The 15,703-nt window shown below is 70.0% G+C and carries 18 protein-coding genes; all 18 read right to left on the bottom strand.

The features are described 5' to 3' along the window. Positions 1 to 2 precede the first annotated feature (2 nt). Positions 3 to 1,643, bottom strand: a complete 1,641-nt coding sequence (atpA, locus tag HMPREF0063_RS03750; protein WP_007077323.1) for a F0F1 ATP synthase subunit alpha — start codon at positions 1,641 to 1,643, stop codon at positions 3 to 5. A 35-nt stretch (positions 1,644 to 1,678) separates the two neighbouring features. Beyond that, a complete protein-coding gene (locus tag HMPREF0063_RS03745; protein WP_007077322.1) occupies positions 1,679 to 2,479 on the bottom strand; it encodes a F0F1 ATP synthase subunit delta in 801 nt (266 codons plus the stop codon). Further along, entirely contained in the window at positions 2,479 to 3,018 is a 540-nt protein-coding gene (locus HMPREF0063_RS03740) for a F0F1 ATP synthase subunit B (RefSeq protein ID WP_007077321.1), read from the bottom strand. Before HMPREF0063_RS03740 ends, HMPREF0063_RS03745 begins: the two co-directional genes overlap by 1 nt. A 33-nt stretch (positions 3,019 to 3,051) precedes the next feature. Beyond that, positions 3,052 to 3,237, bottom strand: coding sequence for an ATP synthase F0 subunit C (atpE, locus tag HMPREF0063_RS03735; protein WP_211208753.1), 186 nt, complete (start codon positions 3,235 to 3,237; stop codon positions 3,052 to 3,054). Between the two features lie 116 nt (positions 3,238 to 3,353). Beyond that, positions 3,354 to 4,151 (bottom strand): F0F1 ATP synthase subunit A, encoded by a 798-nt coding sequence (gene atpB, locus HMPREF0063_RS03730; RefSeq protein ID WP_007077319.1) that lies wholly within the window; start codon positions 4,149 to 4,151, stop codon positions 3,354 to 3,356. Positions 4,152 to 4,298: 147 nt separating this feature from the next. Continuing rightward, entirely contained in the window at positions 4,299 to 4,700 is a 402-nt protein-coding gene (locus HMPREF0063_RS03725) for a Cg1360 family ATP-synthase-associated protein (protein WP_007077318.1), read from the bottom strand. Positions 4,701 to 4,712: 12 nt separating this feature from the next. Then, positions 4,713 to 5,861, bottom strand: a complete 1,149-nt coding sequence (locus tag HMPREF0063_RS03720) for a glycosyltransferase family 4 protein (protein ID WP_007077317.1) — start codon at positions 5,859 to 5,861, stop codon at positions 4,713 to 4,715. Then, positions 5,854 to 6,504, bottom strand: coding sequence for an L-threonylcarbamoyladenylate synthase (locus HMPREF0063_RS03715; RefSeq protein WP_007077316.1), 651 nt, complete (start codon positions 6,502 to 6,504; stop codon positions 5,854 to 5,856). Before HMPREF0063_RS03715 ends, HMPREF0063_RS03720 begins: the two co-directional genes overlap by 8 nt. Before the next feature lie 54 nt (positions 6,505 to 6,558). Next, positions 6,559 to 7,041 carry a VTT domain-containing protein gene (locus tag HMPREF0063_RS03710; RefSeq protein WP_007077315.1) on the bottom strand — a complete coding sequence of 161 codons (483 nt, stop codon included), beginning with the start codon at positions 7,039 to 7,041 and terminating at the stop codon, positions 6,559 to 6,561. 24 nt (positions 7,042 to 7,065) lie between these two features. After that, a complete protein-coding gene (locus tag HMPREF0063_RS03705) occupies positions 7,066 to 7,572 on the bottom strand; it encodes a hypothetical protein (protein ID WP_050760900.1) in 507 nt (168 codons plus the stop codon). Between the two features lie 10 nt (positions 7,573 to 7,582). Next, entirely contained in the window at positions 7,583 to 8,668 is a 1,086-nt protein-coding gene (locus tag HMPREF0063_RS15635) for an MCE family protein (RefSeq protein ID WP_007077314.1), read from the bottom strand. Next, positions 8,665 to 9,798, bottom strand: coding sequence for an MCE family protein (locus tag HMPREF0063_RS03695; RefSeq protein WP_007077313.1), 1,134 nt, complete (start codon positions 9,796 to 9,798; stop codon positions 8,665 to 8,667). Before HMPREF0063_RS03695 ends, HMPREF0063_RS15635 begins: the two co-directional genes overlap by 4 nt. Beyond that, on the bottom strand, positions 9,795 to 10,838 hold the full coding sequence (locus tag HMPREF0063_RS03690; protein WP_007077312.1) for an MCE family protein: 1,044 nt from the start codon (positions 10,836 to 10,838) through the stop codon (positions 9,795 to 9,797). The genes HMPREF0063_RS03695 and HMPREF0063_RS03690 overlap by 4 nt, the downstream gene beginning before the upstream one ends. Further along, a complete protein-coding gene (locus tag HMPREF0063_RS03685; protein ID WP_007077311.1) occupies positions 10,835 to 11,809 on the bottom strand; it encodes an MCE family protein in 975 nt (324 codons plus the stop codon). The genes HMPREF0063_RS03690 and HMPREF0063_RS03685 overlap by 4 nt, the downstream gene beginning before the upstream one ends. Beyond that, complete coding sequence (locus HMPREF0063_RS03680) at positions 11,806 to 12,813, bottom strand: MCE family protein (protein WP_007077310.1); 1,008 nt, start codon at positions 12,811 to 12,813, stop codon at positions 11,806 to 11,808. Before HMPREF0063_RS03680 ends, HMPREF0063_RS03685 begins: the two co-directional genes overlap by 4 nt. Then, on the bottom strand, positions 12,810 to 14,054 hold the full coding sequence (locus tag HMPREF0063_RS15630) for an MCE family protein (protein ID WP_007077309.1): 1,245 nt from the start codon (positions 14,052 to 14,054) through the stop codon (positions 12,810 to 12,812). The genes HMPREF0063_RS03680 and HMPREF0063_RS15630 overlap by 4 nt, the downstream gene beginning before the upstream one ends. Then, positions 14,051 to 14,878: an ABC transporter permease gene (locus tag HMPREF0063_RS03670; RefSeq protein WP_007077308.1), complete on the bottom strand. Its 828-nt coding sequence runs from the start codon at positions 14,876 to 14,878 to the stop codon at positions 14,051 to 14,053. The genes HMPREF0063_RS15630 and HMPREF0063_RS03670 overlap by 4 nt, the downstream gene beginning before the upstream one ends. Further along, positions 14,875 to 15,702: an MlaE family ABC transporter permease gene (locus HMPREF0063_RS03665; protein WP_007077307.1), complete on the bottom strand. Its 828-nt coding sequence runs from the start codon at positions 15,700 to 15,702 to the stop codon at positions 14,875 to 14,877. Before HMPREF0063_RS03665 ends, HMPREF0063_RS03670 begins: the two co-directional genes overlap by 4 nt. Position 15,703 lies beyond the last annotated feature (1 nt).

Here is a 15,703-nt window from a genome sequence, read left to right as displayed (position 1 = left end):
CGTCAGCCCCGCTTCTGCTTGACGATCTGCTCCTGCTCGACGTCCTCGTCGGACAGGGCCTCGTGCTCCTCGTGACCGACCTTGATCGAGCCGCCCTCGGACGTCTCGAACTGGTCGGTGAACGACTCGTAGGCCTCCTCGAGCGCCTGCTTGCTGTCGTCCTCGAACTTCCCGGTCTCGCGGATCGCGTCGAGGATCCCGGTGTGCGAGCGCTTGAGGTAGTCGAGGAACTCGGTCTCGAACCGGCTGATGTCCTCGACCGGCACGGGATCGAGCTTGCCCGCCGACGCGGCCCAGATCGACACGACCTGGTGCTCGACCGGGAACGGCTCGTACTGACCCTGCTTGAACAGCTCCATGATGCGCTGACCACGGGCCAGCTGCTGCTTGGACGCGGCGTCGAGGTCGGAGGCGAACATCGCGAACGCCTCCATCGCGCGGTACTGCGCGAGCTCGACCTTGAGCGAACCGGTGACCGCCTTCATCGACTTCTGCATCGCCGCACCACCCACGCGCGACACCGAGATGCCGACGTCGACCGCGGGACGCTGGTTGGCGTTGAAGAGGTCGGACTGCAGGAAGATCTGGCCGTCGGTGATGCTGATGACGTTGGTCGGGATGTAGGCCGACACGTCGTTGGCCTTGGTCTCGATGATCGGCAGGCCGGTCATCGAGCCGGCGCCCAGCTCGTCGCTGAGCTTGGCGCAGCGCTCCAGCAGCCGGCTGTGCAGGTAGAACACGTCGCCGGGGTAGGCCTCGCGGCCCGGCGGGCGACGCAGCAGCAGCGACACCGCACGGTAGGCCTCGGCCTGCTTGGACAGGTCGTCGAACACGATCAGCACGTGCTTGCCGGCGTACATCCACTCCTGGCCGATGGCCGAGCCGGTGTACGGGGCGAGGTACTTGAAGCCGGCCGAGTCCGAGGCGGGAGCGGCCACGATGGTGGTGTACTCCAGCGCGCCGGCCTCCTCCAGGGCGCCGCGCACGGCGGCGATGGTCGAACCCTTCTGACCGATGGCCACGTAGATGCAGCGCACCTGCTTGGACTCGTCGCCGGACTCCCAGAACGCCTTCTGGTTGATGATCGTGTCGATCGCGATGGCGGTCTTGCCGGTCTGGCGGTCACCGATGATCAGCTGGCGCTGACCGCGGCCGATCGGGGTGAGCGAGTCGATCGACTTGAGCCCGGTCATCAGCGGCTCGTGCACGCTCTTGCGCTGCATGACGTTGGGGGCCTGCAGCTCCAGCGCGCGACGCTTGCTCGACTCGATCTCGCCGAGCCCGTCGATCGGGGAGCCCAGCGGGTCCACCACGCGACCGAGGTAGGCGTCACCGACGGGGACGGAGAGGACCTCACCGGTGCGACGGACCTTCTGACCCTCCTCGATGCCGGAGAACTCACCGAGGATGACGACGCCGATCTCGCGGACGTCGAGGTTGAGCGCCAGGCCCAACGTGCCGTCCTCGAACTCCAGCAGCTCGTTGGCCATCGCCGAGGGCAGTCCCTCGACGCGCGCGATGCCGTCACCGGCCTCGGCGACGATGCCGACCTCTTCGGCCGCGGCTGCGGCCGGCTTGTAGTCGGCCACGAACTTCTGCAACGCGTCGCGGATCTCGTCCGGACGGATCGTGAGTTCCGCCATGTGTGTGCCTGCCTTCTTCTTCGTGGAGAGTGTGGTCAGCCTGCGAGTCGCCGACGGGCGTTCTCGAGACGAGTGGACATGGAACCGTCGACGGACTCGTCGCCGACGGAGACGGCGATGCCTCCGAGGACCGACGGGTCGACGATGATGTTGAGGTGGACCTCGCGGCCGTACTTGGCCGCGAGCGCCCGCGCCAGGCGGTCGGTCTCGGTGGCACCCAGCTCGGCGGCGACGCGGACCTCGGCGAGCAGCCGATGACGACGTGCCGCGACGGTCTCACCGAACGCGGCGATCGCCCGCTCGAAGGAGCCGGTACGAGCAGCCGCTGCCTGCGTGGCCAGGGCCAAGGTCGGGCCCGTCACCTTGCCGCCGACGAGGGAGGCGAGCAGCGTCGCCTTCGCGTCGGTCGCGACGGAGCGGTCCGAGACCACCTGCCGCAGCTCGGCGTCGGACCGCACCAGGCGGCCGACCTCGAACAGCTCGGTCTCGAGGGCGTCGAGCTCGCCGGCGGCATCGGCGGCCGCGACGAGCGCGGAGACCCCTGCCGTCTCGAGCCCGTCGGTGAGGTCACGCGACGACCCCCACCGTCCGCGGGCCGCGGTCTCGATGACGGCCACGGCGTCGGCCCCGACCTTGCCACCGAAGACCTGCGCGGCCAGACCGGCCTTGGCCTCGTCCTCGGTGGACGGGTCGGTGAGGACCCGCCGCAGCGCGGGTGCGCCGTCGAGGACGGCCACGGCACCGAAGAGCTCGGCGCCGAGGTCGCCGGTCGACCCCGTGGCGGCGTCGACCGCCGCCAGGACGTCGGCCAAGGACTTCGCTGAGATTCCACGCATCAGTTCGAGGACTCCTCGAGCTCGGCGATGAACCGCTCGACGGTGCGCTGCTGACGTGCATCGTCCTCGAGCGCCTCGCCGACGATCCGGCTCGCGAGCTGGGTCGCCATCGAGCCGACCTCGCTCTTGAGCTGGGCCACGACCTGGGCACGCTCGGCCTCGACCTGCGCGTGCGCGGTCGCGGTGATGCGCTCGGCGTCGGCCTGCGCCTGGGCCCGCAGCTCGGCGAGGATCTGCGCACCCTGCTCCTTGGCCTCCTCGCGGATGCGAGCGGCCTCGTGGCGGGCGTCGGCCAGCTGGGCGTTGTACTTCTCCAGCGCGGCCTGGGCTTCCTTCTGCGCTGCCTGCGCGTCCTCGATGCCACCTTCGATGGCGGCGGTGCGCTCGGCGTACGCCTGCTCGAACATCGGGACGACGAACTTGCGCAGGAGGAAGAAGAGCAGCCCGAAGACGACCAGGCCGATGATGATCTCGCTGACATGCGGGATGAGGGGGTTGAGCTCCTCACCCTCGGCTGCTGCGACGAGAGTCTCGATCATTGACGTGCCTTCTGTCGACGAATGGTGCGGTGGCTACAGGACGAACGCGAGTGCGACGCCGATGATGAACAGCTGCTCGGCGAGCACGAAGCCGAGGATGGCGATGGAGCGCAGCTTGCCCTCGGCCTCGGGCTGGCGGGCGACACCACTGACGAACGCGGCGAAGATCAGACCGATACCGATACCGGGGCCGATCGCGGCCAAGCCGAGACCGATCATGTTCAAAGTGCCTTCCACGGCATTTCCTTTCGTAGTGACGTCGACGACGCCAGCGAGGGGAATCTATGTAGTTGTGGGCCGGCAGACGCCGGCTGGATCAGGGGGTGGTGCGGAGCTCAGTGCTCCTCGGAGATCGCCGTGCCGATGTACATGGCGGTCAGCAGGGTGAAGACGTAGGCCTGCAGGAACATGATCAGCATCTCCAGGAAGCTGATGACGATCGCCATCAGCACCGACAGGATGCCGCCGGGGATCGCGAACGCGTTGTCCGAGCTCAGGAGCAGGTACTCGCCGCCGAGGGCGAACAGGATCAGCAGGAGGTGGCCGGCGAACATCGTGGCGAACAGTCGCAGGATGAGCGTGAACGGCCGCACGACGATGTTGGAGAAGAACTCCAGCGGGACCAGCAGGACCAGGATCGGGCCGTCGATGCCGGCAGGCACGGTCTGGTGCTTGAGGTAGCCGAAGAAGCCGTGCTTGATGATGCCGGCGATGTTGTAGACCAACCAGGCGATGCCGGCGATGGCGACGACGTAGCCGATGCGCGACATGGTCGGGAACTGGATGAACGGGATGATGCCGAAGTAGTTGTTGACCAGCACGAACAGGAAGATCGTGAACAGGTACGGCACGTACTTCATGTACTCGGCCGAGCCGATGTTGTCGCGGGCGACACCCTTGACGAAGCCGTAGACGCTCTCGCCGGCGAACTGCATCCGGCTGGGGACGACCGCCGCCTGGCGGGCCATGGCGTACATGACGCCGAAGGCGATGACGGCGGACAGGACCACCAGGACCATCGGCTTGGTGACGCCGAACTCACCGATCTCGAAGATCGGGGGGAGGTTGAAGTCCGCAGGTCCGGGGCTCGGCGGCTCCGAAACGGCAGCAAACGTCGTCCAGGCGAAAGTCACTCGGTCACCCTTGTCTCATGGCGCGGTCGCTGTCGACTGTGAGGTCGCGATCCGGCATACGGCCAGCGTCATCGTGCATCGAGAACCGGCGGTTCCGGAAAGCCGAAGGGGGTCGGTTCATCGCGCCTTGAGGCTATCAGGCAATCCTCACGGGGTGTCGCCCAGGTCATACGTCGGCACGCGCCGACGCCGGTACTGCAGCACCTGGAGCGTCGTGCTGGTGAGCGACGTGGCCAGCAGGGTGAATCCCAGCGACGGGCCGTCGAACCGCTCGGCGACGGAGTCGGAGTTCAGGAACACCGCCAGCAGCACCAGGACGACCGCCACCTTGCCGGTGAACAGCGCGAGGGACACCAGCAGCGCCAACGAGGGATCGGCCTTCGTCGCCGGCTCGAGGATCGTGCCGTTGGAGCTGAGGAACACCGCCACCAGTCCCCCGCCCACGGCGGCGCCGGCGACCCCCGCCGAGCCGACCACGAAGCCGGCCACGACGGCACAGACCGCGGTCAGCAGCAGGACGGGAAGGATCACGGAGCGCAGCGTCGACATGGCCCGATCATGTCAGGTGGCGACGTCGTCCCCGGGGTCGGCGGCAGCGACGCGGGCATCGAGGCGCGGCAGCAGGAAGATCGCTGCGGCGGTGAGCACGACCAGCGCGCCGAACCCGACGAAGGACTGCCAGCCGCTGAACAGGCTCACCACCACGGTGCCGAACGCCACCAGCCCGGCGACGGCGTACATGAGCAGCACGGCCATGCGGTGCGAGTGGCCGATCTCGAGGAGGCGGTGGTGGATGTGCATCTTGTCGGGCGAGAACGGCGAACGGCCCGCGCGGGTGCGGCGCACCACGGCGAGGCCGAGGTCGACGAACGGCACCAGCAGGATCAGGAAGGGCAGCAGCACCGGCAGCAGGGCGGGCAGCAGACTGGCCTCCGCCCCGTCGACGCCCTCGGCGAGGCTGGTCGGTGGGAACTGGCCGGTGAGACTGATCGACGAGCAGGCGATGACCAGCCCGATCAGCATCGAGCCGGAGTCGCCGATGAACATCCGGGCGGGGTAGAAGTTGTGCGGCAGGATGCCGACGCAGACCCCGGCGAGCGCGATGGTCAGCAGGGCGGCGGCGATGGCCCTGGTCTCACCGTTGACGACGGCGAGGACGAACGCGTAGGAGAAGAAGGCGACCGCGCCGATCGCGACGATCCCGGACGCGAGACCGTCGAGGCCGTCGACGAAGTTGACCGCGTTGGCGGTGCCGACGATGAGCAGCACCGTGACGATCACGGCCTGCGCCTGGTCGAGTCCGATGTAGGTCTGCGGCAGGGGGAGGTACACGAACTGCACGCCCAGGGCCACCACGACGATGCCGGCGAGGATCTGCCCCGCGAACTTGCTGAGCGCGTCAAGCTCGAAGAGGTCGTCGACGACCCCCACCAGACAGATGACGACCCCTCCCACCAGCACCGCCCGGACGTCGCGGAACACGCCGTCGTCGGCCGACCCGAGGAAGGGCAGCCGCTCGGCGACCAGCGAGGCGGCGAGCAGCCCGCCGAGCATCGCCGGTCCACCGAAGTACGGCGTCGGCAGGGCGTGGACGTCACGGTCGCGCACCGCGGCCACGGCCCCCAGGTGGACGGCGAGCTGTCGGGCGACGGACGCCAGCAGGTAGGTGACGCCCACCGCGACCCCGAAGACCACGAGGTACTCACGCACCGCGGACGTCCTCGATCGTGTTGTTGAACTCGTGCAGGGTCTCGAGGTCGATCGCGCCGGCCCGCAGGATCCGCGGGGTGTGCGCCGTGACGTCCAGGATGGTGGAGGGGGTGCCGCCCCGACTCGGGCCGCCGTCGAGGTAGACCGCCACGGAGTCGCCGAGCATCTCCTCGGCCTGCTCCACGGTGGTTGCCGCCGGCGCACCGGTCGTGTTGGCGCTGCTGACCGCCAGGGGTCCGGAGTCCCGCAGGACCGCGAGGGCCACCGGGTCGTCGGGCATCCGCACGGCCACGGTGTCGTGGGTGTCACCGAGGTCCCACGTCAAGGACGGCTGCTGCCGGCAGACCACTGTCAGCGGACCCGGCCAGTGTCGACCGATGAGGTGCCGCAGCCACGAGGGGATGTCGGTCGCGAGCGCCTCGATCGTCGTGGGCGCGCCGACCAGGACCGGCGGCGGCATGTCGCGTCCGCGACCCTTCGCCGCGAGCAGCCTGGCCACCGCTGACGGCGAGAACGAGTTGGCCGCGATGCCGTAGACGGTGTCGGTCGGGACCACCACCAGACGGTCGGCCGCGAGCGCCTCCACGGCGGCGGCGATGCCGGCGTGGAAGTCGTCGCCGGGGGTCGTGCAGTCGTACCTCACCGGTTCATCGTAGGGCGTGGGTCTCCGGACGGACGTCCGCCGCGGCGCGAGGGGTCAGAACGCCGCGTGCAGCAGGAACGCGAGGACGAGGTACTGCAGGGTCCGGCCCACGAAGACCATCGCCAGGAACAGCCACAGGGGCTGCCGGGACATCCCCGCGATGATCGTGACGACGGCGAGCGGCGGCACCATCAGCGCCGACGACACGAACACCGTGGCCGCACCGAGGTACGGCCGGTCGAGCAGGCCCAGCATCCAGTCGCTGAACCGTCGCACCCGCAGCATGAAGCGGTTGCGCGGTGGCTTGCGCTCGACCGAGCGGAACTTCGAGGCGCCCCGCCGGGCCAGGTCGAACACCACGGCCTTGCCGATCACGGTGCCGACGCTCAAGGCCATGACCAGCCAGAACAGGAAGACCCGGCTGGAGGTGAGGGTGCCGAGCGCCACCACGTAGACCTCGGCGTTGAGGAACATCGGCAGCAGGGACGACCCGACCCCGAAGGCGAATGCCGTCGCGAGCAGCGCGAGGTCACCCATGCCCGGCAGCCTATCGGCTGCGCGTCACCGTGACTCGAGGTCGTCGACCAGCCACTCGCCGTCGCGCTGCAGCATCGTGAGCACCACGCGGTTGCGCTCGGTGACGGGCTCGCCCGTGGTGCCCTGCACGACGGTCTGGTCGACGAACAGCACGACGACGACCTCGTCGGCGTCCACGACGTCCACGCCGGCTCCCAGCACCTCGCCCCGAGCACTCGCCCCGACGCCGACGATGACCTCGCGCAGCGGCTCGTTGGCCGCCGCGTACTCCGCCGCGAAGGCCTCCGTGGCACCCTCGGCCACCCAGGACTGGTCCTCGTCGAGAGTCGCGGCGGTGTACGTGGTGATCTGCTCGGCCCGCATCGTGGCGACCTCGAGCGCCGCCTGCCCGGCGGACAGCTCGGCCCGTGCGGTGCGACCGGACCACCAGACCGCGACGAGGGCGACCGCCAGCACGACCACGACGGCCCGGACGACCCACTCGCCGCCGGACCGCTCCTGACGACGGAGCCTGGTCAGGACCTCGCTCACGGCTCGACCCTCATCGCGCGAGGGGTCCGGGTGCGTGCGCCGCCCCGCGCTGCTGACGCTCGAACTCCGGTGAGCAGCCGCGGGTGCCGTCGATCTCGGGACGGGTCGGGTCGGTGGGGACCCGGTCGGGCACCCCGTAGGAGCACACGACGCTGTCGGCCACGAACATGCTCACCTGGATCCGGCCGTCGATGATGGTTCCCGCGAACTTGTTGAAGGCGCCCGGCAGGTCCGAGAGGGTCTGCCGCAGGTGCGGCTCGTACGGGATGGTGAAGTCGGTGAACTCCAGCATCTCCGCCAGCAGGGCCGGCAGCTTGAGCCCGAAGGTCGACGTCAGGGCGCGCAGCTCCTCGACCTGGGCCGGCGCCTCGTCGACGATCGCCCGCGCGTTGGGGTCGTAGGCCCGCAGCCAGGCGCCCAGCTCCCGCGCGGACCCGGCGAACTCCCGCAGGTCCGGACCGAGCTCGGCGCCCGTCGCCAGGACGGTGTTGCCGTTGCGCAGCACGCGCTGCGTCGTGGGCCACAGCGCCTCCAGCGAGGCGATGACCGACTGGCTGGACCCGATGATGTCGCCCAGGTCGTCGGGCGAGGCGAAGGCGATGCTCAGCTCGTCGAGCGTCGTCCGCAGGTCCTCGGGCTCGATCTGGGCCATCAGGTCCTCGATCGACCGCAGCGACTCCGCCACCGACACGGGGGTGGAGGTCCGGTCGGCGGAGATGCGGTCGCCGTCGGCGAAGTAGGGCGGCTCGTGGTCGTCGGGCTGGAAGTCCAGGAACTGCTCTCCGGCGGGCGACAGCAGCCGGACCACGGCGACGCTGTCGGCCGGGACCTCGCTGCCGGGCTCGATCGAGAGCACCACCTCCACGCCGGTGTCGGTGGTGCGGATGGCGTCGACCCGACCGACCCGGACGCCTCGGTAGGTGACGCCCGAGGACTCGAACAGACCGCCGGTCTCGGCGAGACTGACCGTCACCTGTGCCGGTCGCTCGGTGACCGAACCCCGGAGGAACCCTTGGTAGAGGTACACCGAGGTCAGCACCAGCACGACCACCAGGGCCAGCGCGGGGGCGACCAGACGGAACGGGAGCCGCTTCATGACCGGCCTCCTGACATCAGGCCGCGCAGCAGCCCGCCGAGGCCGAGATCGGGCGCGGTCTGCTGGGGTCCGGCCGGAGCCGCCTGCTGGTCCTCGGCCGGCGCCAGCGGGCCCTGGCCGCCGGTCCCGCCGAGCAGGTCCGTCAACGTGCTGGGGCTCAGGGTCGTGTCACCGAGGGTGAGCTCGAGGTGGAAGAACAGCTCGGCATTGAGGTACGTGCCCGGTACGGCCCGGTCCATCAGACCGACGAACCCGAGGATGTCGGCGACACCGGGCGCGATCTCGTCGCTGACCGCCGACACCTGGTCGAAGATGGGCGCTGTCTGCGCCAGCACCTGCAGCAGGTCGGACCGGGACTCGGTGATGACCTGCACCGCGGTGTCGCCCAGGTCGTCCACGCCGGTCAGCAGCGCCACGAGCTGGTCAGTGTTCTCGCGCAGCACCGCCGCCGCCGGTGAGATCTCGACCAAGGACTGGTTGATCGTCGCCTGACGCGCATCGAGCGCTGCTGCAGCGGCGCTGATCGCTGCGAGGGCGACGTCGATGTCGGCGCTGGCGTCGTTCAGGTCGGCCGCGGTGCCGGCCATCCGGCGCACGACGCTGCGGGCGGTGTCCTCGCGCCCGCCGAGGATCGCATTGGTCTCCTCGACGATCGTCTGCAGCTGGCCCAGACCGCCGCCGTTGATGAACAGCGACGCGGCCGAGAGGGTGTCCTCGATGCTCGGGGCGGCCAGCGAGTTGGCGGGGTCGACCGTGGCCCCGTCGTCGAGCACCTCCGTGGCGCCGGGCTCCTGCACGATGTCGACGAACAGCTCGCCGAGGGCCGTGGTGGCGCGCAGGCGGATGTCGGCGTCGGCTGCCACCTCGATGTCGGACTCGATGTCCAGGGTCACGATCGCGGTGTAGTCCTGCACCGCCAGCTCACTGACCCGGCCGACCGGGACGCCGCCCAGCTTCACGGGCGCACCGAGAGCGAGGTTGAGCGCGTCGGGGAAGGTCGCGGTGATGGAGTAGGTGTCCCCGCGGACACTGTTGCCCGGGAGCGGCAGATCCGCAGCGGTCGTGCCGCACCCGGCCGCCACCAGGGCGACCCCCACCAGGGCGATGACCGGCTTGAGCAGTCGGTTCACGGCGTCCTCACCCCCTGGATGATCTGCAGCAGGTCGAACAGCGGCAGGGACTGCAGGTCGAGCGTGTCGCAGATCGGCCCCAGCTGTCCGCACAGGATGCCGAGAGCCGCCTCGCCGGGAATCAGGTCGAGCACCCGCACCAGGAACGTGAGCCGGCCGCGCTCGTCGATGGCGCCGCCCAGGTTCTGGTTCAGCAGCGGACCGTTCTCGAGCAGCCGCGCCAAGTCGTCCTGCTGGTCCATGAGTCCCTGGGCCAGCACCACGAAGTCGTCGATCTGCCCGCTGACCTGCTCGCGGTGGTCGCGCGAGAACTCCGCCACCTCACGCACCATCGCCGCGAGGGCGTCGAACGTCGCTCCGATGGCGTCGCGCTGGCCGGCCAGCATCGTGGTGGCGTCGGTGACCTCGGTGGTGAACCGGCGCACCAGTGCGTCGTTGTCGGCCAGCGCCGCGGTGAGCTCGTCGAGTCCGGCCAGGTTCTGCTCGACGTCACCCATGCTTCCCTCGACCGCCGACAGCAGGGTCGCCAGGTCGCCCATGCTCTGGGCGATCAACCCGCCCTGGCCGTCGAGCGTGGCCGCGGTCGCCGAGAGGATCCGGTTCAGGGGTCCGGCCTCGCCGCCCTGCCCCGACATCGCCGACGAGACCTGCTCGACCGAGCCCAGGATCTCCTCGAACTCCACGGGGGTGCGGGTCCGGTCGAGCGGGACGGTGTCGCCGTCACCGATCTTCGGGCCGCCGGAGTAGGCCGGCGTCAGCTCGACGTAACGGTCGGTGGCGACCGAGCGGGCCACGATCAACGCGGAGACGTCGGCCGGCAACGGGACGTCGCCGTCGACCCGGATCTCGACCTCGACGTGGCCGCCCGCCGGAGTGATCGACACGACCTCGCCCACGCCCACCCCGCGGACGCCGACGTCGTTGCCCCGGAACAGACCGGTCGCGTCGGTGAACTGGACCGTGAGGGTGGTGGAGTCCGGTCCGACGCACCCCGACAGCAGGGCGATCGGCAGCAGCAGGGCCGGCAGCAGGCGCTTCACGAGCAGACCCCCGGGGTGGCGAGGCAGGTGAGGTCGTCCGGCACCACGAACGGCACGTGCAGGTCGATCCACGGACCGTTGCCGCTGGCGTTGGCGACGTACTTGGCCATCAACGACAGTCCTTGCACCGCGTCCGTGATCTGGTCCTGGTTGGCCCGGAGCTCGCCGAGGGCGAACGTCAGACCCTCCATCAAGGGGTCCAGGTCGGCCTCGGACTCGGCGAGCAGCCCGGTGACCTGGGTGGCCATGGCCAGACTGTCGCGCAGCAGGGCGTCGATCGTGTCCTTGCGCAGGTTCAGCTCGGCCAGGACGAGCACCGACTGGTCCAGCAGCGCGAGGATGTCGTCACGGTTGGCGTTCAGCTGACCGGTGACGCTGTTGGAGGCCTCCAGCAACCGGGTGAGCTGGTCGGTGCGGTCCGCCGCGACGGCCGACAGCTCGGCCACACCGGCCACGGCCGCCCGCGTCTCCTCCGGGGTCTGCTCGAGCACCTCGGCCACCACCGTCATGGCCTCGGCCAGCCGCGTCTCGTCCAGATCGGTCAGGGCACCCTCGACACCCTCGATGACGTCCTGCAGGTTGAAGGGGACGGACGTCCGGGCCAGGGCGATGGTGTCGTCGGGCAGCTCGCCGGAACCCGACGGGGCGACCTCGAGGAAGTGCGTGCCGAGCAGGGTGGCCACCTTCACCGCTGCCGTGGTGTCGGCGCCGAGCGGGATGTCGGCGTCGATCGTGAAGGTGACGGCGACGGCGGTGTCGGTGAGCTCGATGCCGGTGACCTCGCCGACCCCCACACCGGCCACCTGCACCTCCTCACCGACGCGCAGACCGGCGGTGTGCTCGACGACCGCGGTGACGGTGCGCTGGCCGAAGGAGGCGACGCTCAGCAGGAGCACCGCCAGACCGAGGGCCGCGACCGCGCTGATCCCGATCAGGCCCATCAGACGGGGGTTGGTCATGAGCTTCTTCATCGGCACACCTGCGAGAACTGACGGTCCGGCAGACCCAGCGGCACCGGCGTGCCCTGCAGGTCGATGTTCATCGCACACAGGTAGGTGTTCAGCCAGGTGCCGGAGTTCATCGGTCGGGCGAAGGCGCCGGTGGCGGTCGACATCGCGGGCAACAGCTCGCGGAGCTGGTCGGCGTTGACGACGAACAGGTCGGCGACGTCGCGCAACGAGGAGATGGTGGAGACGGCGTCGGGCCGCGCCTCGGCCAGCAGGTCGGCCGTGGCCGTCGAGAGCTCGGAGATGCCGGCGAGCGAACCACCGATGGCCTGCCGGTCCTCGGCGAGCCCCGTCATCAGCGCCTTGAGCTCGTCGATCGTGCCCGCGAGTGCCTGGTCCTGCGCCGTCAGGTTCTCGAGCACGGGGGTGAGCCGGTCCAGCACCTGCCCGAAGACCTCGTCCTTGGAGGCCAGGTCGGAGGTGAGCTCGGCGGTCTCGGCCAGCAGGGACTCCACCGTGCCGCCCTCGCCCTGCATGACGGCGACGATCGATCCGGCGAGCTGGTTGACGTCCTCGGGCTGCAGGGTCGCGAACAGGGGCTCGAACCCGTTGAGCAGGGTCGTGAGGTCGAAGCCCGGGTCCGTGCGTTCGCTCGGGACGGTCGCGCCGGCCTCGAGGACCTCGCCGGGCTGCTCGCCGGGGCTCAGCGACAGGTACCGCTGACCCAGCAGGTTCTGGTAGCGGACGGTGAGCCGGCTGGTGTCGGTGAGGGCCTGGTCGGCTCCCACCACGAAGGTGACCCGGGCGGTGGCGCCCTCGACCAGCTCGACCCGGTTGACCCGGCCGACCCGGATGCCGGCCGCGCGCACGTCGTCGCCGGCCTGCAGGCCACTGGCGGAGGTGAAGTCGGCCCGGTACTCGGTGGAGTCGCCCGCCACCTGGTTCACCATCGTGTTGTAGAGCACCAGCATGATCGCGAGGGCGACGATGCCGAACAGGACGAACTTCACCCGGATCCCGTAGTTCATCGGACGTCGCCTCCGGCGGCCGGGCCCAGGTACGGCCTGGCCAGCATCGCGCCGACTCCCCCGGGGTCGGCCGCACCGGCGCGCTCGAGGTCGGCCAGGAGCGTCTGGAGCTCGACCACCAGGGCTCGGTCGGCCTCGCCCGGCGCGGCTGCGTCGGCGGCGCCGCTGCCCGTACCAGCGGCAGCGGCGTCGGCACAGTTGTCGCCGACGGCGGGGCCGTACCGGGGGCAGTCGGCCGCCGTGTAGGGCTGGGCGTTGCCGACCCGGATGTACACGTCGGTGCTCATGAACGGACCGTTGCCGAACACCTGCTGGCCACCCTGGGACAGCGCGACGAGGGCTCTGAACGTCTCGGGGAAGCCCCGGCGTTCGTCGAACATGGTCTGGACGATGACCGCGGACTGGTCGATCGCGTCGACGAAGGACTGCGCCGTGTCGTCCGCCACCCGACGGGCCTCGGTGACGAGGGCCGAGCCGCCGGCGATCAGCGAGGTGATCTGGGCCCGCTTCTCGACCACGGTCCGCATCGCCACCAAGGAGTCGTCGGTCGCGTCGAACAGCTCGGGAGCGATCTCGGCCACGGTCTGCATGTTGGTCGCCAGCAGTCGCAGGTCCTCCCTGATGAGCGGGATCTCCGGCTGCACCTGACCCAGCAGCGAGTCGAGGGACTCCAGCGTCGAGCCGAGCTCCTCGCCTCGACCGTCGAGCGCGTCGGCGAACGCGCCGAGGGTCGCCGAGAGCCGCGCCGGCTCGACACTGGTGAGGATGTCGTAGCTGCGGTCCAGGGCGTCCTGCAGCTCCAGGGTCTGCGAGCTGGCGTCCTGCGGGATCACCGCGCCGGCGGCCAGACGCTCACCGGTGGGCACCGGCGGTGGCACCAGGTCGACGAAGGAGGTGCCGAAGACCGTGGCCGGCAGCACCCGGGCGGTGACACCCGCCGGGAGCCGGTCGGCCTCGTCGCCGCGGACCTGCAGCCCGAGACGCACGACGTCACCCCGCCGTTCGACGGTGTCGACCCGGCCGATGATGACGCCCTTGATCTTGACGTCGTTGCCGACGGTGAGCGCTCCGCCGATGTCGTCGACCTCGACCACCACCTGCTGGCGGTCGGCGAACATGCCACCACCCACGGCGGCCAGGAAGCCCACGGCCAGGACCAGCAGGACCAGTGCGATCAGGCCCCGCTGCGCCAGGGCCGACCGCTTCTCGGCGAGGTCGCGCGAGATGTGCGCCGCGCTCATCCGGAGATCCTCACGCCGGGGTCGGAGCCCCAGAAGACGAGGGTCAGGATCATGTTGAGCAGGACCACCACGACGATGCTGGCGCGGATGGCGCGCCCGGTGGCCTCGCCGACGCCCTCGGCACCGCCGGAGGCCATGAAGCCGTACCAGCAGTGGATCAGGGTCACGGCGAACGCGAAGACCAGCACCTTGACGATCGACAAGGCGATGTCCTCGAGCGCGATGAACGTGCCGAAGTAGTGCTGGTAGGTGCCCACCGGTTGCCCGAACAGCACCGTGACCGCCAGCTGGGACGCCAGGTAGGAGCCGACCAGCCCGATCATGTACAGCGGCAGGATCGCCAGCATCGACGCGATGAGCCGGGTCGTCACCAGGTAGGGGATGGCCGGAACGGCCATGACGCTGAGCGCGTCGATCTCCTCGCTGGTGCGCATCGATCCCAGCTGGGCCGTGAACCGGCAGCCGACCTGTGCGGCCAGCGCGAGGGCCGCGACCAGGGGGGCCAGCTCACGGGTGTTGACGACCGCCGAGATGAAGCCGGTGAGCGGCGCCAGGCCGATGGTCTCCAGCCCGTTGAAGCCCTCGATCCCCAGGGAGGTCCCGGCGGACACCGCGAGCAGGACCATGACCCCGACGGTGCCGCCGCCGACGAGCAGGGCGCCGGTGCCCCAGCTGATGTCGAGCAGGATGCGGAACACCTCGGCGCGGTAGTGCCGCAGGGTCATGGGGATGGAGCCGATCGCCCGGCCCGCGAACGTCATCTGCGTCCCGACGAGCGCCAGCATCGACGTCGGCCGCTCGAGCAGCACGTCCTTGGTGCTCATGCGATCCTCTGCGGCACGAGCATCACGTAGCCCTGGGTGATGGCGACGTTGACGACCGCGAGGACGATGACGGCGATCACGACACACTGGTTGACCGCATCGGCGACCCCCTTGGGTCCGCCGCTGGCGTTGAGTCCCTTGTGCGCCGCGATGATCGTGGCCAGGAAACCGAAGATGACCGCCTTGCCCTCGGCGAGCAGCAGGTCGGTCGGCTGGGCGAAGGCGATGAACGACCCCAGGTAGGCACCCGAGCTGACCGCTCCCCCGCCGACGTTGATCAGGTAGCCGGTGACCATCGCCGTGGCCGCGACGAAGACGTTCAGCAGGGCACCGACCACCATGGCGGCGGCGACGCGGGGGGCCACGATGCGCTGGACCGGGTTGAGTCCCATGACCTTCATGGCGTCGACCTCCTCGCGGACGGTCTGGGCTCCGAGCTGGGCGCAGATGGCCGACCCGACGGCTCCGGCCATCAGCAGCGACGTCACGAGCGGCGCTGCCTGCCGCAGGATCCCGATGCCGTTGACCGCACCGGTGAACGAGACCGCCCCGATCTGCTGGGCGACCGCCCCCACCTGGATGGCGATGATGATGCCGAACGGGATCGCCACGAGCACCGTGGGAAGGAAGGCCACGCGGGTCATGAACCACGCCTGGTCGTAGAACTCCTTCCAGGAGAACTTGCGGGTGACGATGTCCGTGGCGATGTACCGCAGGGCACCGATGCCGAGGATGACCATCGCTCCGAAGGTGTCGATGCCGTCGAAGGTCTTGCCGCGGACGGTGTCGACGGTGCGTCGCGCGCGGGTGGACGTCGTGGACATG

The organism is Aeromicrobium marinum DSM 15272 (genome assembly GCF_000160775.2).
In the GTDB taxonomy this organism is placed as follows: Bacteria; Actinomycetota; Actinomycetes; order Propionibacteriales; family Nocardioidaceae; genus Aeromicrobium; species Aeromicrobium marinum.
This window is presented reverse-complemented; position numbering and strand designations above follow the sequence as displayed.

Excerpts from the sequence above, each read along its gene's own strand:
- atpA (WP_007077323.1), bottom strand. The coding sequence starts at position 1,643 with ATGGCGGAACTCACGATCCGTCCGGACGAGATCCGCGACGCGTTGCAG.
- HMPREF0063_RS03745 (WP_007077322.1), bottom strand. The coding sequence starts at position 2,479 with ATGCGTGGAATCTCAGCGAAGTCCTTGGCCGACGTCCTGGCGGCGGTC.
- HMPREF0063_RS03740 (WP_007077321.1), bottom strand. The coding sequence starts at position 3,018 with ATGATCGAGACTCTCGTCGCAGCAGCCGAGGGTGAGGAGCTCAACCCC.
- atpE (WP_211208753.1), bottom strand. The coding sequence starts at position 3,237 with ATGATCGGTCTCGGCTTGGCCGCGATCGGCCCCGGTATCGGTATCGGT.
- HMPREF0063_RS03725 (WP_007077318.1), bottom strand. The coding sequence starts at position 4,700 with ATGTCGACGCTGCGCTCCGTGATCCTTCCCGTCCTGCTGCTGACCGCG.
- HMPREF0063_RS03710 (WP_007077315.1), bottom strand. The coding sequence starts at position 7,041 with ATGGGTGACCTCGCGCTGCTCGCGACGGCATTCGCCTTCGGGGTCGGG.
- HMPREF0063_RS15635 (WP_007077314.1), bottom strand. The coding sequence starts at position 8,668 with ATGAAGCGGCTCCCGTTCCGTCTGGTCGCCCCCGCGCTGGCCCTGGTG.
- HMPREF0063_RS03685 (WP_007077311.1), bottom strand. The coding sequence starts at position 11,809 with ATGAAGAAGCTCATGACCAACCCCCGTCTGATGGGCCTGATCGGGATC.
- HMPREF0063_RS03680 (WP_007077310.1), bottom strand. The coding sequence starts at position 12,813 with ATGAACTACGGGATCCGGGTGAAGTTCGTCCTGTTCGGCATCGTCGCC.
- HMPREF0063_RS15630 (WP_007077309.1), bottom strand. The coding sequence starts at position 14,054 with ATGAGCGCGGCGCACATCTCGCGCGACCTCGCCGAGAAGCGGTCGGCC.
- HMPREF0063_RS03670 (WP_007077308.1), bottom strand. The coding sequence starts at position 14,878 with ATGAGCACCAAGGACGTGCTGCTCGAGCGGCCGACGTCGATGCTGGCG.
- HMPREF0063_RS03665 (WP_007077307.1), bottom strand. The coding sequence starts at position 15,702 with ATGTCCACGACGTCCACCCGCGCGCGACGCACCGTCGACACCGTCCGC.